Here is a 24,632-nt window from a genome sequence, read left to right as displayed (position 1 = left end):
CGCCGGTCAGAAGCCGAACAGCGGGTCCCACGGGTCGTCGTCGGCGCCGCGGACCCACGGACGCCCGGCGTCGGGCTCGTGGTCCCAGGCGTGGTGGCGGCCGTGCGCCATCGCCTCGCCGAGGAACGCCCGCACGCGCTGGCTGGTGACGATCGTCCGGCGGGCCTCCTCGGCGTCCCACGTCTTGGAGAGGTCGGTGCGCATCCGCTCGGACACGTCGGCGTAGCCGGGATCGTCGACGACGTTGTGCTCCTCGCCGGGGTCGGCGCCGAGGTCGTAGAGCTGGTCCGGCAGCCCCGGCGCGCGCACCAGCTTGGTCCGGCCGCGGACGACGGCCCGCACCGGCGCGATGGTGCCCTCGGCGTAGTTCTCCAGGACGACGTCCGGGTGCTCGGCGTCGCGGCCGGCCAGCTGCGGCGCGAGGCTGGCGCCGTCGAACCGCTCCGTGACGCAGCCGGGCAGGGTGGCGCCGGCGAGGTCGGCCAGCGTGGGATGCAGGTCGGCCAGCGAGACGGGCTCGGCGACGCGGTGACCGGCGGCCACGCCCGGCCCGGCGGCCAGCAGCGGGATGCGCACCGACCACTCCCGCAGCGTGCGCTTGAAGAACATGTCGTGCTCGCCGAGCTGGTCGCCGTGGTCGCTGGTGAACATGACGACGGTGTCGTCGGACAGGCCGAGCCGGCCCAGCTCGGCCACCAGCTGACCCACGACGTCGTCGACGTAGCTGATCATCGCGTAGTAGCCGCGGCGGGCCTGGTACACCTGATCGTCGGTGACGTCGTGCAGGTCGACGCCGTGGAACGCGTTCACCCAGGCGTCCAATGGGTGCCGTTCGGCGGCGACGGTGGAGCGGTCGGGCAGCCGGATCGACCGGCCCTCGTAGCGATCCCAGTACTCCGCCGGCGCCGCGTACGGGTCGTGCGGCTGCGTCATCGACGTCACCAGCAGCCAGGGCTCAGCCCGCCGCGGCCCGGTGTCCAGCGCCAGCTCGCGCAGCCGCTGCAGCGTCCGGAACCGCACCTCCTCGTCGTAGTGCATCTGGTACGTCCACGGCTGCGGGCCGGACCGGTTGAGGATGTCGACGTACTCGCGCCCGCCGCTGCGCTGCCGCCCGGACAGCCGCGGCGGGTCGCCGAGGTCCTCCCACGGCCGCGTCCAGGTGAGGTCGGCCGGGAAGATGTCCGTGGTCAGCCGCTCCTCGAAACCGTGCAGCTGGTCCGGCCCGACGAAGTGCATCTTGCCCGCGAGGATGGTGCGGTAGCCGGCCCGGCGCAGGGTGTGCGCGAACGTCGGCACCGACGCCGGGAACTCCTCGGCGTTGTCGTTGCACGGGACGCCGCTGGGCAGCCGCCCGGTCATCATCGACGCGCGCGACGGCACGCACAGCGGCGAGTTGGCGTACGCGTTCTCGAACACCACCCCGCGGCCGGCCAGCGCGTCCAGGTGCGGGGTGAGGACCTCGTCGTTGCCGTACGCGCCGAGGCCGAACGCCGTCAGCTGGTCGACCATGACGATGAGGACGTTCGGGGGCTGCCCGGTCACGTCGGTGGATCTCCTTCGGTCAGGACGCGACGGCGTCGGCGTAGACGGAGGTGTCGAAGAACTGGTCCGGCTCGACGAACTCGGGCAGCGCGCCGATGTCGACGAACACCTGCTCCATGCGGCCGACCCAGTCCAGCGCCGTGCCGTCCTCGTAGAGCGCGGCCCACTCGTCGTTGCTGTAGGTCTGCGTCTTGTCATAGATGCCGGCGCAGTCCTCGGCGGTCATGAACTCCTCCAGCCGGGGGCAGGCCTCGGCGACGGCGGCCTCGCGGTCGGCGGTGAGGTCCTCGTTCGAGCGCAGCCACACCTCGGCCAGCCGGGCGAGGGCGTCCTTGTGGTCGTCGTAGAAGTCGTTGTTCGCGACCCAGCCGCCGGCGATCGCGGCGTCCTCGTAGTCGGCCGACGTGGCGATCAGGTTCGCATCCGGGAGCTGCTCCTCGACCTGCGCGTCGAACGGCGCCCACAGCGCGGCGGCCGGCACGCCGCCGGTGACGAACGTGTTGGCGACGGCGGGCATGTCGAGGTTGACGATCTCGACGTCGCCGGCCGGGACGCCCTCGGCCTCCAGCGCGACGTGCAGCAGCAGGTGCGCCGCCGACCCCGTCGTGGTGGCGATCTGCTGGCCGGCGAGGTCGGCCACCGACTCGATGCCGGAGCCGGGCGCCGCCCAGATCTGCTGGATGTCGGCCTCGAGGTTGTTCAGCAGGAACAGCTTGCCCTGGCCGCGGGCGGGGAAGTTCGCGACGACGGCGCCCATGACGCCGACGTCGACGCTGCCGCCGGTGAGCGCGTTGGACAGCGAGATACCGGTCTGGAACGGGGTCAGCTCGACCTCGAGGTCCTGCTCGGCGAAGTAGCCGCGCTCGTCGGCCAGCAGCAGGTTCATGGCCGGCGCCGGGCCGGGGATGTAGCCGATCCGGACGGTCTGGGCGCCGCCCTCGGTGCTGGCGCTGTCGCCGTCGTCACCGCCACACGCGGTGAGCAGCAGGCCGAGCGCGGCAAGTCCGGCCACGGCCGCAGGCGTCGTCGTCCGCATGATCATCTCCTCGAACGCAGTAGGGTCTCGATGTGCCGGCGCAGCCGGACGAACTCCGGCTCGGTCTTGATCTCGTGGGTGCGCCGGTCGCCCCACGGGACGTCGACGATCTCCTGCACGGTCGCCGGTCGTGCGCTCATGACGACGACTCGGTCGGCCAGGAAGATCGCCTCTTCCACCTGGTGGGTGACGAACAGGACGGTGCGCCGTTCGCGCTGGTTGATGTCGACCAGCGCCTCCTGCATCTGCTCGCGGGTCTGCGCGTCGAGCGCCGCGAACGGCTCGTCCATCAGCAGGATCTCGGGATCGACGGCGTACGCGCGGGCGATGGCGACGCGCTGGCGCATGCCGCCGGACAGCGTCTTCGGCAGCGCGTCGGCGAAGTCGGTGAGCCCCATCATGTCCAGGTAGCGCTGGGTGACGCGGGCGCGCTCCTGGCGGGTGCCCTTCCACGCGCGCAGCCGGGTGCCGAAGTCGATGTTCCGGCGCACAGTCAGCCACGGGAAGATCGCGTACTCCTGGAACACGACGCACCGCGACGGTCCCGGGCCGCGCACCGGCTCGCCGTTGACCAGCAGCTCTCCGCGGTCCGGGGTGACGAAGCCGGCGATCGCGTTGAGCAGCGTGCTCTTGCCCGAGCCGCTGGGCCCGACGACGGCGACGAACTCGCCGTCGGCGATGTCGAGGTCGATGTCGTGCAGGACGTTGACGTTGCCGAAGTCCTTGCTGACGCCGCGGACGCTCAGCCCGCGGGTCGTGGTGGTGGGCTGGGTCATCGGCTTCCCCTGTCCTGCCAGCGAACGACGTAGGCCGAGAGCATCCGGATCCCGCTGTCCATGACCAGCGCACAGACGCCGATCAGGATGATCCCGGCGTAGACCGTCGGGATGTCGAGGAAGTTGCTCGCGTTCTGGATGACGGCGCCGAGGCCCTGCTGCGCGGCGACCAGCTCGGCCGCCACCAGCGACGCCCAGCCGATGCCGAGCGAGACCCGGGCCGCCGTCATGATGTGCGGCACCGAGAGCGGGAACACGACCTTGGTGAGGATCTCGAACCGGGTCGCGCCGAGCGTCTGGGCGGCGCGCACGTACTTCTCCTCCATGGCGGCCACGCCTTCGTAGACGATGACGATGGTCGCGAAGAACGCGGCCCAGACCAGGACGATGCCGCGCGACAGCTCGCCGATGCCGAAGTAGACGATGACCAGCGGCACCAGCGCGATGGGCGGCAGCGCCCGGAGGAAGTTCACCAGCGGGTTGAACATCGCCCGGGCGATGCCGAACCAGCCGAGCACGAACCCGATCGGCGCGGCGATGGCCAGGCCCAGCCCGACGCCGATCAGCACGCGGCGGAAGCTGATCAGCAGGTCGTCGAGCAGCCCGTTGCCGAGCCCGTCGACGATCACCCGGCCGACCTCGACCGGCGTGGGCAGCAGACCGGTGCCGAACACCTCGCCGACGGCCATCAGGTGCCAGGCCACGCCGACGACGGCGAACCCGGCGGCGCCGAGGCCCAGCCGGCCCAGCCGCGCGCCGAGATCGAACCGGCGCAGCCGCAGCGCGGGGCCGTACCGGCCGGCGTCGGCGCCTGCTCCCGTCACGACGCCCTCCGCGGCGCGTGCGTGGCGATCATGAACGCTCCTTTGGTTGAACCAATAAGGCGATTAAGACCGGGGAAAGTTGTGGACCTTTTTACGCTGCCTTGATCTGGCCGTCAAGCCGCAGCAATGGGGTTGTGCCGCAGGGATCATGGCTATATGGTCGAACCATTCACGAGAGGATCATGGTCTGATGACGCTTTCGAGCACGTCCGACGCGGTCCGCCGGCCGCGGGTCGACACCGTCACCTCGAGGCTGCGCGCGCTGATCGCCGAGGAGCGCGCCCGCGGTGGCGACCGCCTGCCGCCGGAGAAGGAACTGAGCGAGCAGCTCGGCACGTCGCGCGGCACGCTGCGCGAGGCGCTGGCCACGCTCGAGGCGGCCGGCGAGATCGAGCGGCGGCGGCGCGTCGGCACGCTGATCACGGCGCCGCAGCGGTTCACGCTCGACGACGCCATCGCGTACCCGATCGACTACATCTGCTCGGTGTCGAGCATCCTCGGCGGCGCCAGCGCCGGGCACAACGTGCGCATGGTCAGCGTGCAGCGCGAGGCCGCCGACGACGAGAGCGGCCCGCTGCTCGGCCTGGCCGCGGGCGAGCCGGTGTTCCGGGTCAGCCGCTCCTACGACGTCGACGGCGTGGCCGCGGCGCTGGTCGAGCACACCCTGCCGGTCACGTTGAACGGCCACGAGGTGCGCATCAACTCGCTGACCGACGGCGTCACCACGTTCTTCCGCGACGTCGAGCACGTCCCGCTGGTGCGCAGCGACCACGCCGTCACGGCCGTCGCCGCCACCGGCGACCTCGCCGCCGAGCTCGAGGTGGCGCCCGGCGCGCCGCTGCTGGTGGTGCACTGCCGGCTGTTCGGCGACGACGAGCGCATCATCGCCCTCGGCCGCCTGGTCTTCCGTCCCGACGCGCTCTACCTCACCGCCAGCGCCTTCCCGCGCTGACTAGGGGGTGTCCGTCGGGATCGTGCCGGCGACGTAGTGCGCCTTGATGGTCGCCGCCATCGACTCCTGCCAGGCGATGAGGTCGGCGCGCAGCTCGGCGTCGGTCCGGCCGCCGGTGCGCAGGTCGGCCATGAACGCCTCGTACTGGTCGAAGGCCCAGTCCTCGATGCCGAACGTGTACTCCTGGATGCCGCCCTCGCCGTAGTAGCCGCCCGGCCCGACGAGCGCGTCGACGTCGATGGAGTGGTCGATGTTGCGTCCGCAGCTGTAGCCGCACGCGTCGTCGTCGGTGTAGTCGTAGACGAGGTGCCGCTTGTCGTTGCTGGCGAGGTACATGTCGGCGAGCTCGTCGGGCACGGTGCCGGCGTACGGGAAGACCGGCACGAACACGCTGACGGCGGGTTCGCCCAGCGCGACCCAGATCGTGGCCAGCTTGCCGTCGTACGGGTCGCCGGGCTTCGAGCCGACGCCGACGAAACCGAAGGTCGAGACGAACCGGTTGACGTGGAAGCCGGTCGGCTTCTCGCCGCTGTACGGCAGGTCGCCGATGCAGCGCGACAGCGACTCGACGGTGTGCTCGGTGGGGATGCCGTGCGACGGCACCTGCTGCTGGATGAAGTAGCGGTAGCTCTTGTCGTGCGGATCGTCCATGCGGATGCCCACGCGGGTGTGCCGGTAGACGGCGCTGGAGGAGTACTCCCAGTCGTGGATGCCGTCGGGCGTGCTGCCGGAGTTGACGACGTCGCCGTTCGCGTCGACGGTCGTGACCTGCTCGTCGAGGAAGAACGGGAAGCCGGTCGGCTTCGTCCAGTCGACCTTGCCGAAGTTGGTGCGCCAGTCGAAGCCGCCGTAGGCGCCGTCGGCCGGGTTCGGGCGGTCCTTGTCGTCATCGTGCGGCGAGGTGTAGTCGCCGTTCGCGTCCGGGTGGTGTTCCTCGGTGACGTTGTCGCGGGTGAAGCTGTCGCCGTCGATCTCGAACGTCGCGACGTTGCCCCAGCGGTCGGAGACGGTGATGATCGTCGACGTGTTGCGGGCGGTGCTGGCGTTGAAGCCGCCGCCGTCGTTGGTGTCGCGGAGGATCTGCTCGACCTCGTCGACGTGCTCGGCGCGGGAGAGCAGGACGTGGTTGAGGTAGCCGCCGGTCATGCCGTTGGCGAGGTCCTGCGAGACGGGGAAACCGTGGTCGGTCGCGAAGGCCGACGTGAGCGTGTGCCCGGACACCTGAACCAGGCCGAGTCCGCGCACGTTGCTGCCGGCCCACGGGATCTGCTCGCCGGTGATCGCGTCGAGCCCCGAGGACCCCAGTGCGGTGATGCCGGTGTAGTCGAACCGAGCGGTGTAGCGGTCGCCGGAGCCGAAGCTGGCGCCGTCGGCCGGGTAGGCGTACGGCAGCACCTTCCAGCCGTCCGGCGTCGACCAGTGGTCGCGGTTCTTCCAGAGCACCGGCCGGCCGTCGACCGTCGACGGCCCGGTGGCGTAGCCGGAGCTGGAGGCCTGTGACGGGGTGGTGGCGGCGCAGACGGCGGCAGCGGTCAGGGCGGTGGCGGCGGTCAGGGTGGCGAGGGCGCGTCGTGCGGTCATGACGTCACTCCGATCGTGGTGCGGCGGCGAGAACGTTCGACGAGATCGGTGAAGAGGGCACGCGCGGCCGGATCGTGCGCGACCAGTTCCTCGGGGTGCCACTGGACCGCCAGCACCTGCCCGTCGGGGGTCTCGACGCCCTCGATCAGGCCGTCGTCGGCGAAGACGGTGGCGAGCAGGCCGGTGCCGAGGCGCTTGACGCCCTGGCGGTGGATGCTGTTGACCCAGATCTGGTCCGGGCCGAGCAGCTCCGCGAGCCGCCCGCCGTGGGCGCGCACCGGGTGGGCGACGTGATTGCGGGCCTGGTCAGGGCGGTGGACCGGCGCGTAGGAGGTGCGCGCGAGCTCCTGGTGCAGCGAGCCGCCGTAGTAGACGTTGACGACCTGCAGCCCGCGGCAGATGGCCAGGATCGGCAGGCCGCGCTCCAGCGCCTGGTCGATCATCGCCCACTCCAGGGCGTCGCGAGGCGGGTCCATCGTGGGCGTCACCCCGGGCTCGATACCGGAGCCGTACCGGGCCGGTTCGACGGAGGCGCCACCGGCCAGGACCAACCCCGCTGCGTCGTCCGGCAACGGCGGGACCGCCCCCGACGGCGTCAGGACCAGCGGCCGCGCCCCGGCCCGCTCGACCGCCTTCTCGTAGGGCTCCGGTGGGGTCTTGTGGCCTGCGGTGACGACGATCAGGGGAGCGGGCATCGGCGAGACCTCCGGTCACTTGAGCCCGGTCATGGTGATGCCCTTGACCAGGCGGCGTTGGAACACGACGAACAGGACGAACAACGGCAGCAGAGAGAGCAGCGACATCGCCGACATCGGGCCGAGCTCGGAGCCGGACGTGGCGTCGAGGAACATCCGCAGCCCGACGGAGAGTGTGTAGTTCTCCGGGCTGTTCAGGTAGATCAGCTGCGGCATGTAGTCGTTCCACGTCCAGATGAAGGTGAAGATCGCGGTGGTCGCGATCGCCGGGCGGATCAGCGGCAGCGTGACGTGCCACAGCCGCCGCCACGGCCCGCACCCGTCGAGGACCGCGGCCTCGTCCAGCTCGCGCGGCAGCCCGCGCAGGAACTGGACCGAGAGGAAGACGAAGAACGCGTCCAGGGCGAGGAACTGCGGCACGATCAGCGGCAGGAAGCTGTCGGTCCAGCCGAGCTGGTGGAAGATCGTGTACTGCGGGATCAGCAGCACTTCCTTCGGCAGGAACAGGATGGCGATCACGACGGCGAACAGCGCCGCCCGGCCGCGGAAGGCCAGTCGCCCGAACGCGTAGGCCGCCAGCGTGCAACTGACGACGTTGCCGACCACCGCGGCGGTCGCGATGATGGCCGAGTTCAGGAAGAAGGTGCCGAACGACTCCACCCCGGCGCCGTCCCAGCCCTGCACGAAGTTGTCCAGCGTCCAGGTCCGCGGCCAGAACGAGGCGCCGGCGATGATCTCGCTGGTCGGCTTGAACGACGTCAGGATCAGCCAGAGCACCGGGTAGAGCAGCGCGGCGAGGCACAGGCCGGCGACGGCGTGCGGCCACAGCGCTCCGGCGCGGCGCGGGCGCGGCCGCCGCGCGACGGGTGGGGCGGCGGTCGTCTGGTCAGCGGCCATAGTGCACCCACTTGCGCGAGGTCCAGAACAGCAGGCCGGCCACGACGCCCAGGAGGGCGAGCATCACCCAGGCGATGGCCGAGGCGTAGCCCATGCGCTGGTACTCGAAGGCCTGCTGGTACAGGTTGACCGCGTAGAACAGGGTCGAGTCGGCCGGTCCGCCGCGCCCGTCACCGACCAGTTGCGCCGGCGTGAACGTCTGGAACGCCGAGATCACGCCGAGCACCAGGTTGAAGAAGATGATCGGGCTGAGCATCGGCACGGTGATCCGGGTGAACGTGCGGATCGCGCCGGCGCCGTCCAGCGCAGCCGCCTCGTACAGCTCGGCAGGGATCTGCTGCAGTCCGGCGATGAAGATGACCATCGGCGCGCCGAAGCGCCAGATCTCCAGCGCGATGATCACCCAGAGCACCGACGACGGGTTGTTCACCCACGAGCGCTCCTCGATGCCGAACGTCGCCAGGAAGCTGGTCGCCCCGCCGCCGTAGTCGAACAGCGCGCGCCAGGTGATCGACACCGCGACGCTCGCGCCCAGCAGCGACGGCAGGTAGAAGAGCGCGCGGTAGACGCCCTGACCCCGACGCCGCGGCGCCAGCAGCAGGGCGGCCGCCAGCGCCGCCGCCAGCTGCAGTGGGACGGCCAGCAGGACGTAGCCGACGGTGAGCCGCAGCGAGTGCAGGTACCGGTCGTCCTCCCCGAACAGCTGGCGGTAGTTGTCCAGCCCGACCCACTCCGGCGAGCTGAGCAGGTTGTAGTCGGTGAACGAGAGGTAGAGCGAGAATGCCAGCGGCACCAGCACCAGGCCCGCGACGCCGACGAACCACGGCGTGAGGAAGAGATACCCCGACCGGGACCAGGTGAAGTCCCGCGCGGCGCGGCGGCGTGGCGCCGGGGAGCCCGGATCTCCCGCCCGGACGGGCGCGGCGCCGGCGTCCGGGCGGGAGAGCACGTGGAGACCCGTCATGGCTCAGTGCGTCGAGTCGATGAGCTGCTGCGCCTCGGCGACGAACTCCTCGGCCGCCTCGCCGGGGTCGCGCTGGCCGAACAGCACCTCCTGGGAGTAGCGGTCGAACATCTCCGAGCGGATGTTACGGGTGCCGGCCGGGTCCGGGGCGGGTGCCGGCCGGCTGTTGCCGTCCTGGCCCAGGTACTCGACGTACTCGACGATCTGCTGTTCCTTGGCGTCCAGCCCGGGCTTGACGGCGGCGGCGATGGTCGGGTTCGGCGGCACGCCGCGGGTCAGCCCGAGGATCTCACCGGCGTCGGGGTCGTTGACGAGGAAGTCGACCAGTGCGACGGCCTCGTCCGGGTGCTCGGTCTCGGCGTTGACGGCCCAGCTGTTCGAGCGCATCAGGTACACGCCGGGGTGGCCGGCCTCGTCGGGCAGCGGGCCGTACGTCCAGTCGTCGTTCGGCAGCGTGATGCTGGTGCCGTAGATGCTCATGGCGACCTGGTTCTTCGCCACGGGCGACTCGGTGACGTCGCCGCCGGCGCTGGCCACCGTCACGTCCGCGGGCGGCACCGCGCCGGCGTCGCGCAGGTCGGCCCAGTAGCTCCACCAGTCGGCGAGGTCGTCGGCGTCGAAGCCCAGGGCCGAGCCGTCGGTGCTGAACCAGTCGAGGTCGCGCTGGCGCAGGAAGACCTGGAAGTGGTTGGGCAGCGCGCTGCTGTCGGCCAGTGCCCAGGTGCCGTCGTCGAGCGAGGCCTGCAGGTCAGTGGCGAGCGCGGCGAACTCGTCCCAGGTCGTCTCGGCCGTGGGCGGCTCCAGCCCGGCGGCGTCGAACGCGGCGGGCCGCAGGACGAGCGCCATCGGGCTGCTGCCCGCGGGCACCTCGTAGAGCGTGCCGTCGACCCGCGCCTGCTCGAGGAACCCGTCGTCGATCTCGGACGTGTCCAGGACGTCGTCGTAAGCGCCGAGGTCGAGCAGCAGGCCCTGGTCGGCGTACGTCGTGACCTGGTCGTCCTGGAAGACGTCCGGCGCGGCGCCGGAGGCGAACTGGGTGTTCAGCTTGTCGTAGTAGCCGCTGAACGACGCCGGGCCGACCTCGACGGTGATGTGCGGGTTGCGCTCCTCGAAGAGGGCGACCGCCTCCTGCGTGGCCTCGGCACGGGCCGGGTTGCCCCACCAGGTCAGCGAGAGCGTGATCTCGTCGGAGGTGCTGGCTTCGGAGTCGCCGGAGTCGTCCGACGAGCCGCAGGCGGTCGCGGCCAGTCCGGCGGCGACGACGGCGGCGAGGACATGGGTGGCGCGCATGGTGTGCTCCGTTCTCGCTGCTCGCGGGCAGCGTCGACCGGGCCGCCGTCCGGCCGTGGCGGCGGGACGCGGCAGGGGTTCCGATGCGTCAGGACGTGCTGATGTGCAGGCGTTGCAGGTCGAGCATCAGTTCACGGTCTGTTCTCAGGACCTGGATCAGCTGGTGCAGGGACTTCTCGTGCGGGACGTGCGTCAGTTCGACCAGGGTGTGTCCGGGGCGCGCGAGCGAGCGCACCAGGCCGGCAGCGGCCGACGTGTGCAGCACCACGTCGGTCTGCCGCAGCGCGGCTGCGACGGCGTCCGGGTCGGAGTCGTTGGCGAACGGCAGGTCGGTCAGGTCGGGCCGCTGCGCCGTCAGCAGGTCCGCGTAGATCGGCCGCGTCTCGGGCCGCGCGACCATGACCGGCGGCCGTCCGTCGTGCTGCGGCAGGCCGGTCAGCAGGCCCTCCTCGAGCCTGGACATCAGCGTCAGGACCCGCACCGGGCGGTCGGCGAGCAGCCGCTCGACCTCGCGGGCGTGGAAGGCCAGGCTGATCGCGTAGGTCGCCTCACCCAGGCTCGGTTCGCCCGGTCCGGTCCGCAGGTCCTCGAGCGCCACCGGCCGCACGGGCCCGAAGTCGGACGCGGCCTGCGCCGAGATCAGCGACGCATACCGCGCCGACGACGCGGCGACGCCCACGAAGACCACGTCGATGCCTCGCCGCAGCAGCGCCAGCCGCTGCGCCATGGCGCGGGCCGCCTCGTGCGGCGGTGCACCGGCGCGGACGAGGTCGGCGACGGCGGTGTCGGCCCGCGCCCACGTCATGTCCGGGCTGGCGGCGTCGCTGCCGACCGACTCCGGCAGCGTGGTGAACGTGCCGGCCCCGCGCTGCGTCACCACCAGCCCGGTCTTGCCGAGCTCGTCGTAGGCCTGGCGGATGGTGTCGATGGCGACGCCGAGGTGCCCGGAGAGCGCGCGGACGGACGGCAGCCGGGTGCCGGTGGGCACCGCGCCGGTGGCGATGACGTACTCGAGCTGGGTCTTCAGCTGCACCCACATCGGGACGCCGGATCCGTGGTCGACGCGCAGTCTCTCCCACGGCTCGTGGCCGCTCGCATCGGCCGCTCGCTCTGTCATGGCGTTATACAACACCCAAACAGTTAGGTCGTCAACCCTCGACTCCGTCAGGCTGACTCGCGCCAGAGCGGCCGCGGCGTCACCGTCCGCACGACGGACGGGTGTGGCGGCGGCTCCGCGCGGTCGAGCAGCGTGCCGACGATGTCGGCGGCCTCGGTGGCCAGCGCGCGCCGGTCGATCGACAGCGTCGACAGCGAGGGGGTCATGACCGCGCCGAGGGAGAGTCCGTCGACGCCGACAACGCGGAGGTCGGCGGGCACCGCGACGCCGTCGAGCTGGGCCCGCTGGATGGCGCCCATCGCCATGAGGTCGTTGAACGCCAGCACGGTGTCGACGTCCGGGTGCTCGCTGCGCAGCCGAGCCAGGCCGTCGGCGCCGCCCCTGATCGACTCGTCGGCGACGACGACCCGGGCGGCGGAGCCGGGCCCGGCGAACCGCTCGTACGCCCGCCGCCGGCGGGTCGGCCGGTAGTCGCCGTCGGGCCGGCCGGACTCGATCAGGCCGAAGCGCCGGGCGCCGCGCCCGCGCAACTCGTCCAGCAGCGACTCGATGGCGCCCTCGAAGTCGAGGATCACCGCATGCATGCCGGGCACGGTGGCCGTCCGCTCCACCTGCACCAGCGGAACGCCGCGGGCCGCCGCCACCAGCGCGGTCTCGGGGCCGGTGAAGTAGCCGACGATCGCGTCGGTCTGGCCGCTCAGCGCGGCCACCAGCTCGACGTCGTCGCCCTGCTCGTGCGAGGTCATCAGCAGCTGCCAGCCGCGCGGTGTCACGACGTCGAGCAGCTCGGCGGCCAGCTCGGTGTAGTAGGGGTTGCGCAGCGAGCCGAGCACCAGCCCGACGGAGCGGGCCTTGCGCCGGGCGGCCAGGTTGCTGGCGAACCGACTGGGCCGATAGCCCAGCTCGGCGGCGGTGCGCAGCACGTGGTCGCGCGTGCGCGCGCTGATCTCGGGCAGGCCGTTCATGGCCCGGGTGACCGTCTGCCGGGAGACGCCGGCCGCGGCCGCGACGTCCTCGATGGTGATGCGCCCGACGGCCATCGGTCCCCTTCCTTGACCCGCGTTCGAGGGTCAGCGTAGCGTCTCCGTGAACGTTCACGGAACGAGAGGGAGCACCCGATGACGCTCTGGTTCGGCGGCGACTACAACCCGGAGCAGTGGCCCCGCGAGGTCTGGGACGAGGACGTGCGGCTCATGCGCCGCGCGGGCGTCACCGTCGCCACCGTCGGGGTGTTCTCCTGGGCGCAGCTCGAGCCGGAGGACGGCCGGTTCGAGTTCGAGTGGCTCGACGACGTGCTCGGCCGGCTGCACGCGGGCGGCATCGGCGTCGACCTCGCGACCGCCACGGCGTCGCCGCCGCCGTGGGCGCTGCGCGGCTACCCGGACATCGCGCCGGTGACGGCCGACGGCGTGCGGCTCGGCGGCGGCAGCCGGCAGCACTACAGCCCGCACTCACCCAGCTACCGGCGGCTGGCCGGGCGGCTGGTGCGGGCGCTGGCCGAGCGCTACGGGTCGCACCCGGCGCTGGTCGCCTGGCACGTCAACAACGAGTTCGGCTGCCACGTGAGCCGCTGCTACGGCGAGCACGCCGCCGTCGCGTTCCGGGCGTGGCTGCGCGCGCGGTACGGCACCGTCGACGCGCTGAACGCGGCGTGGGGGACGGCCTTCTGGTCGCAGCGGTACGCGAACTTCGACGAGATCGAGCCGCCGCGCGCCGCGCCGACGCTGCTCAACCCGACCCAGGTGCTCGACTTCGACCGGTTCAGCTCCGACGCGCTGCTCGACCTGCACCGTGCCGAGGCGGCGATCCTGCGCGAGCTCAGCCCGGGCGTGCCCGTCACCACCAACTTCATGGGCCCGTTCCGGGGGCTGGACTACTGGCGGTGGGCCGAGGAGGTCGATCTCGTCTCCGACGACAGCTACCCCGACCCGGCCGACCCGGACTCGCCGGCGACCGCCGCGCTGGGCCGCGACCTCATGCGCTCACTGGCCGGCGACCGGCCGTGGGTGCTGATGGAGCAGGCGCCGAGCGCGGTGAACTGGCGGCTGCGCAACGCGCCGAAGCCGCCGGGCGGCAACCGGGTGCTGTCGATGCAGGCGCTGGCCCGTGGCGCCGACGGCATCATGTACTTCCAGTGGCGGCAGGCGGCCAGCGGTGCCGAGACCTTCCACTCCGCGATGGTGCCGCACGGCGGGCCGGACACCCGGGTCTACCGCGAGGTCGAGGCGCTCGGCGCCGAACTGGGCGAGCTCGGCTGGGTCGAGCGGCAGCCGGTGCCGGCCCGCGTCGCGATCGTGTTCGACTGGACCTCCTGGTGGGCGCTGGAGCAGCCGTCCCGGCCGACGGCGCTGAGTTACCTCGGCATCGTCACCGACTGGTACCGGGCGTTCTGGGACCGGTCGGTGACGGTCGACTTCGTCCGGCCCGGCGCCGATCTCTCCGCGTACTCGCTGGTCGTGGCGCCGGTGCTGTTCGCCGCTGACGCCGCCGCGCTCGACGGGCTGCACGCGTACGCGGCGTCCGGCGGGACGCTGGCGGTCACCTTCCAGTCCGGCGTCCTCGACGAGTCGCTGCACGTCCACTCGTCCGGCTACCTCGGCCCGCTGGCCGCCACGCTGGGCGTCCGGGTCGAGGAGTTCGCGCCGCTGGCCGGCCCGCCGGGCGCCGAGCCGCCGGACATCCCCGTCGACGGTGAGCTGGGCCCGCTCACCGGCCGGTTGTGGAGCGAGTACACCCACGCCGAGGGCGCCGACGTCCTGGCCACCTTCGCCGCCGGCGACGTCGCCGGCTGGCCGGCCGTCACCCGCAACACCGCAGGCGCCGGCACCGCCTGGTACGTCGCCACCCATCCCGACGCGGACGGCCTCGGCCGGGTGACCGGCGCCCTGCTCGCCGCCGCCGGCGTCGACGGCGTGCTGGACCGCTGCGCCGACGGCGTCGAGGCGATCGTCCGCGGTGACGCGACCTTCCTCCTCAACCACCGCGGCGAGGAGCGCCAGGTGGTCTGGCGGGGCGACGAGCTGGTCCTCGGTCCGCGAGAGGTGCGCATCCTGAAGCAATAGTCGCGTCCGCGTCCCATTCCGGGTGGCTGTCTCGTCATAGTGGTGAGAGCGCGCGCCTTCGGAGGTTTCCATGCAGTACGCCCTGATGTTCTACGCCGATCGCGGCCACGAGGCCGAGCTGTCCGAGTCCGAGCAGGCCGCGGCACAGGTCGAGTACGAGGCCCTGCGCGACGACCGCCGGTTCCTCACCGGCGCGCAGTTGCAGCCGCCCGAGACGGCCACCACCGTGCGGGTGGCGGCCGGACGGACGCTGCTGACCGACGGCCCGTTCGCCGACACCAAAGAGGTGCTCGGCGGCATCTGCATCATCGAGGCGGCGAACCTCGACGAAGCCATCGCGCTGGCCGAATCCGTCCCGGTGGCCCGCCACGGCGGCGTGGTCGAGGTGCGTCCGCTGGTGGCGCTGCGCTGACCATGCTCGAGCAGGTCTTCCGCGACGAGTGGGGCCGGGTGCTGGCCTCGCTCGCCGGGTACCTCGGCGACCTCGACCGCGCGGAGGAGGCCGCGCAGGAGGCGTTCGCGATCGCCGCCGCGCGCTGGCCCGAGACCGGCCCGCCGGACAATCCGGCCGCGTGGCTGGTGACGACGGCGCGCAACCGGGCCATCGACCGCATCCGCCGCGAGCGGACGCTGGCCGGCAAGCTGCACCTCCTGCCGGCACCGGAGGCCACCATGGACGAGGTCGACGACACCGTGATCAAGGACGAACGGCTCGAGCTGATCTTCACCTGCTGCCACCCGGCGCTGGCGCTGGAAGGGCAGGTGGCGTTGACGCTGCGCGCGCTCGGCGGCCTCGAGACCGCGGACATCGCGCGCGCCTTCCTGGTCTCCGAGGAGACGATGAAGCGCCGGCTGACCCGGGCCAAGGCCAAGATCAAGGCGGCCGGCATCCCGTTCGCGGTGCCCGACGAGCGGCTGCTGCCGGATCGCCTCGATGCCGTGCTGGCGATCATCTACCTGATCTACAACGAGGGCTACAGCGGCCGGGTCGACCTCGGCGCCGAGGCGATCCGGCTGGGCCGGGTGCTGGCCGCGCTGCTGGACGACCAGCCCGAGGTGCACGGGCTGGTCGCGCTCATGCTGATCCACCAGGCCCGCCAGGCGGCCCGGTTCGACGGCGACGACCTCGTGCTGCTCGAGGACCAGGACCGCAGCCTGTGGGACCGGTCGCTGCTGGCGGCCGGCCGGGCGGAGCTGAACCGCGCGATCGAGCTGGGCGGGGGCGGGCCGTACGTGCTGCAGGCGGCCATCGCGTCGCTGCAGACCCGCGAGCGGATCGACTGGCCGCGGGTGGCCGGGCTGTACCGCCGGCTGGCCGAGCTGACCGGCTCGCCCGTGGTCGAGCTGAACCGGGCCGTGGCGCTGGCCCAGGCCGGCGACCCTGCGGCCGCGCTGAGCGCCGTCGACCGCCTCGACCTCGACGGCTACCTGTACTTCCACTCCACTCGCGGCGAGCTGCTGCGCCGGCTGGGCCGCGACGCCGAGGCCGGCACGGCGTACCGGCGCGCGCTCGATCTCGCCACGACGACGCCGGAGCGGCGGTTCCTGACCCGGCGGCTGGAAGAACTCTGACGCCGGTCGTCCCCTGGACGGCCGGTCGTTCGTCGACCCGGTATGAGCGACGTTTCCACACTGGTCGTCGACGGCGAGCTGATCCGCCCCGGCGACGACGCGTACGACACCCACCGCAACACCTACCAACGTCAAGGCAGCCCGGCCCTGATCGTCCGGGCGCACAGCATCGACGACGTCCGCCGCGCCGTCGCCGCGGCCCGCGAGCACGACCTGCTGCTGTCGGTGCGCAGTGGCGGGCACGGCTTCCCCGGGTTCGCCACCAACGATGGCGGCATCGTGCTCGACCTCGGCCCGCTCGACGGCGTCGAGGTGCTCGACGCGGACCGCCGCCTGGTCCGCATCGGCGCCGGGGCCCGCTGGGCCGCCGTCACCGAGGCGCTGAAGCCGCACGGCCTGGTGATCTCCTCCGGCGACACCACTGAGGTCGGCGTCGGCGGGCTGATCCTCGGCGGCGGCATCGGCTGGATGGTGCGCCGGTTCGGCCTCACCATCGACTCCGTGGTCGCGGCCGAGGTCGTCACCGCCGACGGGCGGGTGCTGCGGGCCAGCGCCGCCGAGAACGCCGACCTGTTCTGGGCGCTGCGCGGCGGTGGCGGCGCCTTCGCCGTCGTCACCGCGTTCGAGGTGATTGCCCAGCCGGTGCCGGAGGTGTACTTCGGCCACATCGGCTATCCGCGCGGTGACGCGGCCACCGTCCTGCGCGGCTGGCGCGACGCCATGCGGGCGGCGCCGGACGAGCTGACGTCGATGGTGGTGCTGCTGCCGGAGGGCTTCGCGCCGCACTCGCTGGTGGTCGGCGTCTGCGTGGCGCACGGCGACGCCGCGGCGGCCGAGAACGTGGTCGAGCCGCTGCTCCGCCTCGGCGACGCGTCGGTGCTGGACCTGCGGGTACGGCCGTACGGCGAGATCCTCGCCCCGCCGCCCCCGGTGCCGCCGGGCGGTGCGCGGCCGCTGGTACGCAACCGCCTGACCACCGACCTCAGCGACGAGCTGATCGACCGGTACCTGGCCGGGCTCACCGCCGGCCCGCCCGTGGTCGGCCAGGTGCGCGCCCTCGGCGGCGCCGTCGCCCGGGTGGCCGGCACCGAGACGGCGTTCGCCCACCGCGACAGCGAGGCCTTCCTCTCGGCCGCCGCGCTGTCACCGGCGCCGGAGGCGCGCGCGGCGTTCGACGCCTACTGGGCGACGCTCGCCCCGCACACCGGCGGCGCCTACGGCAACCTGATGAGCTCGCTCGACCCGGCCGACGTGGCCGAGCTGTACCCGCCGGAGACCAGCCGCCGGCTGGCCGCCGTCAAGGCGAGCTACGACCCGGAGCAGCTGTTCCGGCAGGCCTTTCCGGTCGCCTGACCGGCTACGGCGTGGCGGCGTCCTCGGCGGGCGCCGTCGCGTCGTCCTCGGGGGTCGCGTCGTCGCCGGAGCCGGAGGTGCCGGCCTCGACCGCGTCGACCTGTTCCTGGGTGTACCCGCAGTAGTTGACCGCCTCGCGCTGCCAGTAGCTGACCAGCCGCGACTTGCCGGCGGCGTGGGCGTCGGCGACCGTGCCCTCGTAGATGCGGCCGTCCTGCGACTCGCGGTTGACGTCGGGCACCTCTTCGCAGACGTGGAAGACGGTGCCGGACTTGGTCCAGTAGACGAGGTCCTCGCCGGTCAGCTGCTCGATGATGTTCGATTCCTCGGTGTACTGCTCGACCGAGGGCGAGTCGAAGTCGATGCCGAAGTACACCGCCACGGCGGCGACGGCCACCGCGATGCCGCCGGCGATGCCCTTCTGCTTGCCGTCCATGTCCTTGTTGGCGAAGATCAGCACGATCAGCGGCAGGAACGCGATGACGGTGATGATCGCGCCGAGCTGGTTCTGGACGAAGAACCGGGTCGGTTCGCTCTTCGACGCCGGATCGAGCCGGTTGGCCCGCTTCCACAGCAGCGACCCGCCGATGGCGAGCGCGCCGATCACGACGATCATGGCGATCAGCAGGACCATGTTGACGGGGTCCTGGCGGAGCACCCAGAAGATGGCGAACGCCTCGCCGGCGATGGCCAGCAACCAGAGCCCGGCGGCGATCAGCCGGAACTTCGTGGCCTGCTGTTTCGCCTCGGGCGTGGGTGTCCAGGTGGGTCGGTCGTCAGAGTGCTCGGTCGTGGCTTCCGGGGCGGACTCGACCCGGACGACCTCCTTCTTCTTCCTGCTGCGTCCAGCCACGATGATCCTCCCGCGGTGAGATCGGCGGCACGAGCATAGGGCCAAGGCCCGATCTGCGCCTGTCGGAGCGGGAAAGTGTGCTCACCTGGTGATGCGCATGCGCACCAGGTCGGTGCGCTGGAACGACACGCCGTGGGCGACCGGCTCGCCGCGGCGGGCGAACGTGGTCTGGGTCGCCCGCAGCGCCGGGGCGCCGTCGGCGAGGTCGAGCGCGCGGGCGTCGTCGCCGTGGACGCAGACCGCTTCCAGCTCCGTCGACGCGTGCATGGCGGCGCCTGCGGTGTGCCGGTTGAGCAGCTCGTACAGCGACGTCTCGATGCGCAGCATGGGGCTGGGGTCGAGCGGCCGGCCGAACAGCCGGGCCGGGACGATCTCGCTCATCAGCGCCGACGGGGCGCCGTCGACGGCGAACAGCCGGCGCACGTGCCACGCCTTCGCGCCGGGCTCCAGCTGCAGCGCCGCCGCCGCGGCGGCCGGCGACGGCATCAGCTCGCAGGACGCGTCCAGGAGCGTGACGACGCGGCCGCTGGCGCCGACGCGGTCGCGGTAGGACTCGATCGACGACATGTTCAGCGACGCCACCTTCGGCGGCTGGCTCACGAACGTGCCGGCGCCCCACTGGCGGGTGACGATGTCCTCGGCGGCCAGCACGACCAGCGCCTCGCGCACCGTCGTCCGCGACACCTCCAGCGTCTCGGCCAGCTCCTTCTCCGGCGGCAGCCGGTCACCCGGCGCGAACTCGGTCGCGATCAGGTGACGCAGCCGCAACAGGGCGCTCTGCGCCGCGGAGTCCCGCCTCATGATCGACTACCACCCTCGTGCGTGTTCATCGGCCGTCATCGGTGGAGCGCCACACCGCCTCCAGCACCCGCATGGTGTTGCCCCCGAGCACCTTCGCGATGTCCGCATCAGAGTAGCCGTGCTGCAGCAGCCACCCGGTGATGTTATGGAAGCTTTCGCCCGGATTCTCCACGCCGGCGACGTAGTCGACCAGCGGGTGCTCGATGCGGTTCTCGTCCTTGTGGGCGTAGTTGCCGGCGTACGTCCGGTGCACCGCCACGTGGTCACCGAACATGGTGTCCGGGCCGAACGTCACGTGGTCGATGCCGACGAGGTCGACGCAGTACTGGAAGTGGTCCATGAAGGACTCCAGCGAGTGCTCCGGGTGCGCCTCGGACAGCGTGGTGTGCGGCGCGGCCTCGATGCCGATGATCCCGCCGCGCTCCGCGCAGGCCTTGATGACGTCGTCCGGCTTGAGCCGCGGGATCGGCCAGACGGCGCGGGCGCCGGCGTGGGTGATCATCACCGGGACGGACGACGCTTCGATGACGTCGAGGCCGGTGCGGTCGCCGCAATGCGAGATGTCGATGGCCATGCCGAGCTTGTTCATCCGCTCGACGGCGCGCCGGCCGAAGTGCGTCAGGCCGGCGTCGGAGCGCTCCGACAGCCCGGACCCGAGCAGGTTGGCCTGCGAGTAGGCGATGCCCAGCTGGCGCACGCCGAACCCGTACAGCATGTCGATGCGGTCCAGCTCGTTCTCGATCATCGTGGCGCACTCGAGACCGGCGATCAGCGCGACCTTGCCGGCCGCCTTGGCGTCGCGGATGTCCTGCACGGTGGTCGCGTGCACGACGAAGTCCTGCTTGGCGAGGTCGGCCAGCCGGAAGCCGAGCGCGTAGATCATGTCGTCCCATTTCCAGCCGTGCTGGCTGGTGACGCAGGACGCGCCGGCCATGAAGTTGTCGACCACGGCGGTCAGCCCGGAGTGGGCGAGGCCCTCGTAGCCGGTGCGCTGCCGGCCGGTGCGGTTGTAGCGGCGGATCTCGTCCGGGTCCTCCGGCAGGACGACGGCGTGCTCGTGCAGCGAGATCACGACGTTCTCGGCCAGCAGCCGGGCCACCCGGGCCCGCTCGTCCTCCGTCAGACCGCCGTCGTAGGCGGGGACGCGGCCGATCTCGGCGGCCAGCCGGAAGTCCTGGTAGTCGGCGCCGGCCTTCAGGTACGAGTACGCGCGGTAGCCGTCGTACGCGGGGGCGGGGGACGTGGTCACTGTGCTCCTCGTGTTCATGCGGTCTGGACAGGCATCGGGTGGTGGCAGGCGAACGCCTGACGGTGCCGGTCGTCGCCGGCGAGCAGCGGCTCGACGGTCGCGCACTCGTCGGTCGCCTTCCAGCAGCGGGTGCGGAACCGGCAGCCGGACGGCGGGTCCACCGGGCTCGGGGGGTCGCCCTCGAGCAGCCGGCGGGTGCGCCGGCCCCGCAGCTGCGGGTCCGGCATCGGCACGGCGGACAGCAGTGCCGACGTGTAGGGGTGCCGCGGCGCGTCGTAGACGTCGCGGCGCGAGCCCAGCTCGGCCAGCTTGCCGAGGTACATCACGCCGACGCGGTCGGAGATGTGCCGGACGACGGACAGGTCGTGCGCGATGAACACATAGGCCAGTCCGAGCTCGCGCTGCAGCCGCTGGAACAGGTTCACGACCTGCGCCTGGATCGACACGTCCAGCGCCGACACCGGCTCGTCGCAGACGATGACGTCGGGGGAGAGCGCGAGCGCGCGGGCGATGCCGATGCGCTGGCGCTGCCCGCCGGAGAACTGGAACGGGTACCGGTCGAGGTGGTCCGGGTCCAGGCCGACCAGCTCGACCAGCTCGGCGACGCGGGCCGCCTGCTGCTTGCGCGGCAGCAGGTCGCGGTGGATCTCGAACGGCTGGCGCAGCAGCTCGCGGACGGTGCGCCGCGGGTTCAGCGATGTGTACGGGTCCTGCAGCACGATCTGCACGCGGCGGCGCAGCTCGCGGGCCTGGCGGCCGCGGACGGCGTGGACGTCGGTGCCGCGGAACCGGACGACGCCCGACGTCGGCGTCTCCAGCCCAACGATCATCCGGGCCAGCGTGGACTTCCCGCAGCCGGACTCGCCGACGATGCCGAGCGTCTCGCCGGCGTGCAGCTGGAAGCTGACGCCGTCGACGGCGCGGACGGCCGGTGCCGGGCGTCCGGGCAGGACGGCGCGGCGACCGGCGAAGTGCCGGGTCAGGTTCTCGACCGAGAGCACCGGCTCAGACGCGGCCATGGAGCACCTCCTCGTGACGGTGGCAGGCGCTGGCCCGGCCGGCCGGGAGCACCTGCGTGAGGTCCGGGCGCGACGTCGTGCACAGGTCGATCGCGACGTCGCAGCGGCTCGCGAACGCGCACCCGGCGACCCGGCTGAGCACGGTGGGCGGCGAGCCCGGGATCGCCCACAGCGCCTCGTCCTCGCGGTCCAGCCGCGGGATCGAGTGCAGCAGGCCGCGGGTGTACGGGTGCGCGGGCCTGGCGAACACGTCGTCGACGCGGCCGCGCTCGACGATGCGTCCCGCGTACATGACGGCCAGCGTGTCGGCGGTCTCGGCGACGACGCCGAGGTCGTGGGTGATGAGGATCATCCCCATGCCGGTCTCGTCCTGCAGGTCCAGCAGCAGGTCCATGATCTGCGCCTGGACGGTGACGTCGAGCGCCGTGGTGGGCTCGTCGGCGATGAGGACCCTCGGTTCGAGGGCCAGCGCCATGGCGATCATCGCGCGCTGGCGCATGCCGCCGGAGAACTGGTGCGGGTACTCCTTGGCCCGCCGCTGCGCCGCCGGGATGCGCACCCGCGCCATCAGGTCGACGGCGCCGGCGGCGGCCTCGCGCCGGCTCAGCCCGCGCCGGGTGCGCAGCAGCTCGGCGATCTGCTCGCCGACGGAGAAGACCGGGTTGAGCGCGGACAACGCGTCCTGGAAGACGATCGCGATCTGCTCGCCGCTGACCAGCCGCCGCTCCTCGGCGGAGACCGTGACCAGGTCCCTGCCGTCGAACAGCACCTGGCCGCCGGTGATGCGCCCGGGCGGGTCGATGAGGCCCATGACGGAGCGCGCGGTGACCGACTTGCCGGAGCCGGACTCGCCCAGCACCGCCAGCGTGCGCCCGGCGTACACGTCGAGGCTGACGTTCTGCACGACCGGCCGGACGCCGTCGCGGGTGTCGAACTCGACGCTGAGGTCGCGCACGCTCAGGACCGGCGCGCCCTCGGCGGGCTTGCGCGGCGGTGCGACCATCGTCTCAGCCATGAGGGGTGACTCCGACGTCGCGCAGGAAGCCGCGCACCGTCGCCTGGAACAGCTCCGGCTCCTCCAGCTGCGGCGAGTGGCCGGAGTGTTCGAACACGACCAGCCGGCCGTCCGCGACGGTGCTCGCGATCAGCTCCGACGCCGGCACCGGCGTGCGCCAGTCGTGCCGCCCGACGGTGACCAGCACCGGGCAGTCGATCTCCGGCAGCCGCCCGGTGAGGTCGTACTTCGGCATGTTCACGCCGAACGCCGCGTTGTGCGTCGCGTAGTGGTACTGGGTGTTGGCCGCCTTCCGCTCGACCGCGGCGGGGTCGTACTTGTGGTCGTAGAGCGGCAGGATGGCCCGCCAGTACCGCTCGAACTCGGTGTTGTCGGCGAAGCCGCCGGTGCCGATGCGCTCGATCGCCCACGGGTCGATCGGGACGACGTCGAAGTCGCGGGCCCGCTCGACTGCGAGGTGGTCGTGCGAGGTGTCGGCGGCGGTGTCGCGCAGCACAAGCGCGCGGACCCGCTCCGGGTGCGCCAGCGTGTACTCCATCGCCAGGAAGCCGCCGTAGGAGCCGCCGGCCATGACGATGTCGCCGAGGTCGAGCCGGGTGCGGATCTCCTCGATGTCGGCGACCCACTGTTCGTGGCTGAACGGGCCGTCGTCGGAGGACGAGCCGGAGCCGCGGGCGTCGAACGTCACGATGCGGTAGGCGTCGGCGAACGGGCCGAACGAGCGCAGCGGCTCGGCCCGCGAGCCCAGGCCGGGCGCGCCGTGGTGGACGACGATCGCCGGCGCGTCCTGCGGCCCGAGCTCCTCGATGACGAGGCGCGCGCCGTTGATGGTCTCGGTGTGGATGCGGGAGGTCGTCATGCCGGGATCACGTTCTCCTCGAGGGTGCGCGGGTAGGTGGTGAGCCGCTCGGGACCGTCGTCGGTGACCAGCACGGTGTCGGAGATGCGGTAGCCGCCGTGGCCGGGGACGTAGACGCCCGGCTCGCTGGACAGCACCATGCCGGGAGCCAGCGGCGTCGGGTCGCCGTCCTCGACCCACGGCGCCTCGTGCTGCTGCACGCCGATGCCGTGGCCCTGACGGTGCCGCAGGTACTCGCCCAGCCCGTCGTCGCGGATGACGCCGAGGCACTCGGCGTTGACGTCGGCGCAGGTGCGGCCCACGCGCATGGCCTCGGTGCCGACGTGCTGCGCGGTGCGGGCGGTCTCGAAGTAGCGGCGCTGGTCCGCGCTCGGCTCGCCGATGACGAACGTCCGCTCGCTCTCGACGAACCGGCTCAGCACGGCCGCGCCGAGCGACAGGATCAGCGTGTCGCCGCGCTGGAGCCGGCGGCTGCTGGGCAGGCCGTGCGGGTTGGCGGCGTTCGGCCCGGCGTAAACAAGCCCGCCGGCCAGCTTCGTCGTGAACACCACGTGGTCGTAGCGCTGGTAGACGAGGTCGGTGCCGTGGCCGATGACGTGCCGGGCGATCTCGCCCTCGCGGGGCAGCTCGCCGCCCGCGGCGATGGCGTCCTCGATGTAGGCGCGGCCGGCGGCCAGCATGGAGTCGCAGATGTCCGCGGCCTGCCGGTGCAGCGCGATCTCCTCCGGCGCCTTGGTCAGCCGCAGCCCGGCGACGACGTCCGTCGTCGTCCAGGTGGCGTCCGGCAGCTCGCCGCGCAGCCGGTCGAACGTCCCGACCGAGATCGACGACGTGTAGGCGATGCGGGCCGAGCCGAGGCCACGGTGGCGCAGCAACTGTCCCAGGATCTCCTCGGGGCTGGTGACGCCGGGGTACTCGAAGTAGGTCTGGACGGGCGCGTGGATGCGCTGCTGCTCGGCGTACTCGCGGTCCAGCTCGGGCACGAGCACGAACCGGTCGTGGTCGGCGCCGATCCACAGGTACACCGGGCGCTCGGTGACCGCGTAGCAGAACCCCACGAGGTAGGCGACGTCGGCGGGATGGGTGACCAGGAGGCCGTCGTGGCCGTCGGCGCCGAGCCGCTCGACCACGCGGTCGAGCGCACCGAGGTAGAACGAGTCGGGCAGGTGCACGGG

At 72.2% G+C, this 24,632-nt stretch carries 23 protein-coding genes; 5 read left to right on the top strand and 18 right to left on the bottom strand.

What is annotated here, in order from left to right; translation table 11 throughout:
* Nucleotides 1-6: 6 nt before the first annotated feature.
* The 4 genes from betC to BLU82_RS23960 are packed head-to-tail and all read right to left on the bottom strand — an operon-like array spanning nucleotide 7 to nucleotide 4,178.
* Nucleotides 7-1,542, bottom strand: coding sequence for a choline-sulfatase (gene betC / locus BLU82_RS23975; RefSeq protein ID WP_157741221.1), 1,536 nt, complete (start codon nucleotides 1,540-1,542; stop codon nucleotides 7-9).
* Nucleotides 1,543-1,561: 19 nt separating this feature from the next.
* Nucleotides 1,562-2,578, bottom strand: coding sequence for an ABC transporter substrate-binding protein (locus BLU82_RS23970; protein ID WP_172885691.1), 1,017 nt, complete (start codon nucleotides 2,576-2,578; stop codon nucleotides 1,562-1,564).
* Between the two features lie 2 nt (nucleotides 2,579-2,580).
* Entirely contained in the window at nucleotides 2,581-3,354 is a 774-nt protein-coding gene (locus BLU82_RS23965) for an ABC transporter ATP-binding protein (protein WP_092623519.1), read from the bottom strand.
* Nucleotides 3,351-4,178: an ABC transporter permease gene (locus BLU82_RS23960; protein WP_092623518.1), complete on the bottom strand. Its 828-nt coding sequence runs from the start codon at nucleotides 4,176-4,178 to the stop codon at nucleotides 3,351-3,353. Before BLU82_RS23960 ends, BLU82_RS23965 begins: the two co-directional genes overlap by 4 nt.
* Before the next feature lie 190 nt (nucleotides 4,179-4,368).
* Here BLU82_RS23960 and BLU82_RS23955 point away from each other — a divergent pair, with 190 nt between their 5' ends.
* A complete protein-coding gene (locus BLU82_RS23955; RefSeq protein WP_172885690.1) occupies nucleotides 4,369-5,130 on the top strand; it encodes a GntR family transcriptional regulator in 762 nt (253 codons plus the stop codon).
* On the opposite strand, the gene BLU82_RS23950 is transcribed toward BLU82_RS23955, so the two are convergent.
* The 7 genes from BLU82_RS23950 to BLU82_RS23920 form a co-directional block, all read right to left on the bottom strand.
* Nucleotides 5,131-6,711 (bottom strand): hypothetical protein, encoded by a 1,581-nt coding sequence (locus BLU82_RS23950; RefSeq protein WP_092623516.1) that lies wholly within the window; start codon nucleotides 6,709-6,711, stop codon nucleotides 5,131-5,133.
* Nucleotides 6,708-7,406 (bottom strand): gamma-glutamyl-gamma-aminobutyrate hydrolase family protein, encoded by a 699-nt coding sequence (locus tag BLU82_RS23945; RefSeq protein ID WP_092623515.1) that lies wholly within the window; start codon nucleotides 7,404-7,406, stop codon nucleotides 6,708-6,710. The genes BLU82_RS23950 and BLU82_RS23945 overlap by 4 nt, the downstream gene beginning before the upstream one ends.
* 15 nt (nucleotides 7,407-7,421) lie before the next feature.
* Nucleotides 7,422-8,303 carry a carbohydrate ABC transporter permease gene (locus BLU82_RS23940; RefSeq protein WP_092623514.1) on the bottom strand — a complete coding sequence of 294 codons (882 nt, stop codon included), beginning with the start codon at nucleotides 8,301-8,303 and terminating at the stop codon, nucleotides 7,422-7,424.
* On the bottom strand, nucleotides 8,293-9,267 hold the full coding sequence (locus BLU82_RS23935; RefSeq protein WP_092623513.1) for a carbohydrate ABC transporter permease: 975 nt from the start codon (nucleotides 9,265-9,267) through the stop codon (nucleotides 8,293-8,295). The genes BLU82_RS23940 and BLU82_RS23935 overlap by 11 nt, the downstream gene beginning before the upstream one ends.
* 3 nt (nucleotides 9,268-9,270) lie before the next feature.
* On the bottom strand, nucleotides 9,271-10,557 hold the full coding sequence (locus BLU82_RS23930) for an ABC transporter substrate-binding protein (RefSeq protein WP_092623512.1): 1,287 nt from the start codon (nucleotides 10,555-10,557) through the stop codon (nucleotides 9,271-9,273).
* Between the two features lie 88 nt (nucleotides 10,558-10,645).
* The gene (locus tag BLU82_RS23925) at nucleotides 10,646-11,674 is read right to left on the bottom strand and encodes a GntR family transcriptional regulator (protein WP_092623511.1); all 1,029 of its coding nucleotides are present in this window, start codon (nucleotides 11,672-11,674) and stop codon (nucleotides 10,646-10,648) included.
* Between the two features lie 47 nt (nucleotides 11,675-11,721).
* Nucleotides 11,722-12,714, bottom strand: coding sequence for a LacI family DNA-binding transcriptional regulator (locus tag BLU82_RS23920; RefSeq protein ID WP_092623510.1), 993 nt, complete (start codon nucleotides 12,712-12,714; stop codon nucleotides 11,722-11,724).
* A 78-nt stretch (nucleotides 12,715-12,792) separates the two neighbouring features.
* Between BLU82_RS23920 and BLU82_RS23915 the strand changes: the two genes are divergently transcribed.
* From BLU82_RS23915 to BLU82_RS23900, 4 genes are all read left to right on the top strand, one after another.
* On the top strand, nucleotides 12,793-14,736 hold the full coding sequence (locus tag BLU82_RS23915) for a beta-galactosidase (RefSeq protein WP_092623509.1): 1,944 nt from the start codon (nucleotides 12,793-12,795) through the stop codon (nucleotides 14,734-14,736).
* 70 nt (nucleotides 14,737-14,806) lie between these two features.
* Nucleotides 14,807-15,148 (top strand): YciI family protein, encoded by a 342-nt coding sequence (locus tag BLU82_RS23910; protein ID WP_092623508.1) that lies wholly within the window; start codon nucleotides 14,807-14,809, stop codon nucleotides 15,146-15,148.
* A gap of 2 nt (nucleotides 15,149-15,150) precedes the next feature.
* Nucleotides 15,151-16,308, top strand: a complete 1,158-nt coding sequence (locus BLU82_RS23905) for an RNA polymerase sigma factor (protein WP_092623507.1) — start codon at nucleotides 15,151-15,153, stop codon at nucleotides 16,306-16,308.
* A 42-nt stretch (nucleotides 16,309-16,350) separates the two neighbouring features.
* Nucleotides 16,351-17,661 (top strand): FAD-binding oxidoreductase, encoded by a 1,311-nt coding sequence (locus BLU82_RS23900; RefSeq protein WP_092623506.1) that lies wholly within the window; start codon nucleotides 16,351-16,353, stop codon nucleotides 17,659-17,661.
* Nucleotides 17,662-17,665: 4 nt separating this feature from the next.
* On the opposite strand, the gene BLU82_RS23895 is transcribed toward BLU82_RS23900, so the two are convergent.
* The 7 genes from BLU82_RS23895 to BLU82_RS23865 form a co-directional block, all read right to left on the bottom strand.
* Nucleotides 17,666-18,514 (bottom strand): hypothetical protein, encoded by an 849-nt coding sequence (locus tag BLU82_RS23895; protein WP_092623505.1) that lies wholly within the window; start codon nucleotides 18,512-18,514, stop codon nucleotides 17,666-17,668.
* 81 nt (nucleotides 18,515-18,595) lie between these two features.
* A complete protein-coding gene (locus tag BLU82_RS23890) occupies nucleotides 18,596-19,315 on the bottom strand; it encodes a GntR family transcriptional regulator (protein ID WP_092623504.1) in 720 nt (239 codons plus the stop codon).
* A gap of 25 nt (nucleotides 19,316-19,340) precedes the next feature.
* Nucleotides 19,341-20,582 carry a membrane dipeptidase gene (locus BLU82_RS23885; protein WP_092623503.1) on the bottom strand — a complete coding sequence of 414 codons (1,242 nt, stop codon included), beginning with the start codon at nucleotides 20,580-20,582 and terminating at the stop codon, nucleotides 19,341-19,343.
* Nucleotides 20,579-21,583 carry an ABC transporter ATP-binding protein gene (locus BLU82_RS23880; RefSeq protein WP_092623502.1) on the bottom strand — a complete coding sequence of 335 codons (1,005 nt, stop codon included), beginning with the start codon at nucleotides 21,581-21,583 and terminating at the stop codon, nucleotides 20,579-20,581. Before BLU82_RS23880 ends, BLU82_RS23885 begins: the two co-directional genes overlap by 4 nt.
* Nucleotides 21,570-22,598, bottom strand: coding sequence for an ABC transporter ATP-binding protein (locus BLU82_RS23875; RefSeq protein WP_092623501.1), 1,029 nt, complete (start codon nucleotides 22,596-22,598; stop codon nucleotides 21,570-21,572). Before BLU82_RS23875 ends, BLU82_RS23880 begins: the two co-directional genes overlap by 14 nt.
* On the bottom strand, nucleotides 22,591-23,457 hold the full coding sequence (locus BLU82_RS23870) for an alpha/beta fold hydrolase (RefSeq protein ID WP_092623500.1): 867 nt from the start codon (nucleotides 23,455-23,457) through the stop codon (nucleotides 22,591-22,593). Before BLU82_RS23870 ends, BLU82_RS23875 begins: the two co-directional genes overlap by 8 nt.
* Nucleotides 23,454-24,629 (bottom strand): Xaa-Pro peptidase family protein, encoded by a 1,176-nt coding sequence (locus BLU82_RS23865; RefSeq protein ID WP_092623499.1) that lies wholly within the window; start codon nucleotides 24,627-24,629, stop codon nucleotides 23,454-23,456. Before BLU82_RS23865 ends, BLU82_RS23870 begins: the two co-directional genes overlap by 4 nt.
* Between the last annotated feature and the right edge of the window lie 3 nt (nucleotides 24,630-24,632).

The sequence above is a fragment of the Jiangella sp. DSM 45060 genome (genome assembly GCF_900105175.1).
In the GTDB taxonomy this organism is placed as follows: Bacteria; Actinomycetota; Actinomycetes; order Jiangellales; family Jiangellaceae; genus Jiangella.
Note: the sequence above shows the minus strand (reverse complement) of the source record. Positions and strands in the feature narration are given on the sequence as shown.

Excerpts from the sequence above, each read along its gene's own strand:
- BLU82_RS23970 (WP_172885691.1), bottom strand. The coding sequence starts at position 2,578 with ATGCGGACGACGACGCCTGCGGCCGTGGCCGGACTTGCCGCGCTCGGC.
- BLU82_RS23965 (WP_092623519.1), bottom strand. The coding sequence starts at position 3,354 with ATGACCCAGCCCACCACCACGACCCGCGGGCTGAGCGTCCGCGGCGTC.
- BLU82_RS23955 (WP_172885690.1), top strand. The coding sequence starts at position 4,369 with ATGACGCTTTCGAGCACGTCCGACGCGGTCCGCCGGCCGCGGGTCGAC.
- BLU82_RS23950 (WP_092623516.1), bottom strand. The coding sequence starts at position 6,711 with ATGACCGCACGACGCGCCCTCGCCACCCTGACCGCCGCCACCGCCCTG.
- BLU82_RS23945 (WP_092623515.1), bottom strand. The coding sequence starts at position 7,406 with ATGCCCGCTCCCCTGATCGTCGTCACCGCAGGCCACAAGACCCCACCG.
- BLU82_RS23940 (WP_092623514.1), bottom strand. The coding sequence starts at position 8,303 with ATGGCCGCTGACCAGACGACCGCCGCCCCACCCGTCGCGCGGCGGCCG.
- BLU82_RS23935 (WP_092623513.1), bottom strand. The coding sequence starts at position 9,267 with ATGACGGGTCTCCACGTGCTCTCCCGCCCGGACGCCGGCGCCGCGCCC.
- BLU82_RS23930 (WP_092623512.1), bottom strand. The coding sequence starts at position 10,557 with ATGCGCGCCACCCATGTCCTCGCCGCCGTCGTCGCCGCCGGACTGGCC.
- BLU82_RS23925 (WP_092623511.1), bottom strand. The coding sequence starts at position 11,674 with ATGACAGAGCGAGCGGCCGATGCGAGCGGCCACGAGCCGTGGGAGAGA.
- BLU82_RS23920 (WP_092623510.1), bottom strand. The coding sequence starts at position 12,714 with ATGGCCGTCGGGCGCATCACCATCGAGGACGTCGCGGCCGCGGCCGGC.
- BLU82_RS23915 (WP_092623509.1), top strand. The coding sequence starts at position 12,793 with ATGACGCTCTGGTTCGGCGGCGACTACAACCCGGAGCAGTGGCCCCGC.
- BLU82_RS23910 (WP_092623508.1), top strand. The coding sequence starts at position 14,807 with ATGCAGTACGCCCTGATGTTCTACGCCGATCGCGGCCACGAGGCCGAG.
- BLU82_RS23905 (WP_092623507.1), top strand. The coding sequence starts at position 15,151 with ATGCTCGAGCAGGTCTTCCGCGACGAGTGGGGCCGGGTGCTGGCCTCG.
- BLU82_RS23900 (WP_092623506.1), top strand. The coding sequence starts at position 16,351 with ATGAGCGACGTTTCCACACTGGTCGTCGACGGCGAGCTGATCCGCCCC.
- BLU82_RS23890 (WP_092623504.1), bottom strand. The coding sequence starts at position 19,315 with ATGAGGCGGGACTCCGCGGCGCAGAGCGCCCTGTTGCGGCTGCGTCAC.
- BLU82_RS23885 (WP_092623503.1), bottom strand. The coding sequence starts at position 20,582 with ATGAACACGAGGAGCACAGTGACCACGTCCCCCGCCCCCGCGTACGAC.
- BLU82_RS23880 (WP_092623502.1), bottom strand. The coding sequence starts at position 21,583 with ATGGCCGCGTCTGAGCCGGTGCTCTCGGTCGAGAACCTGACCCGGCAC.
- BLU82_RS23875 (WP_092623501.1), bottom strand. The coding sequence starts at position 22,598 with ATGGCTGAGACGATGGTCGCACCGCCGCGCAAGCCCGCCGAGGGCGCG.
- BLU82_RS23870 (WP_092623500.1), bottom strand. The coding sequence starts at position 23,457 with ATGACGACCTCCCGCATCCACACCGAGACCATCAACGGCGCGCGCCTC.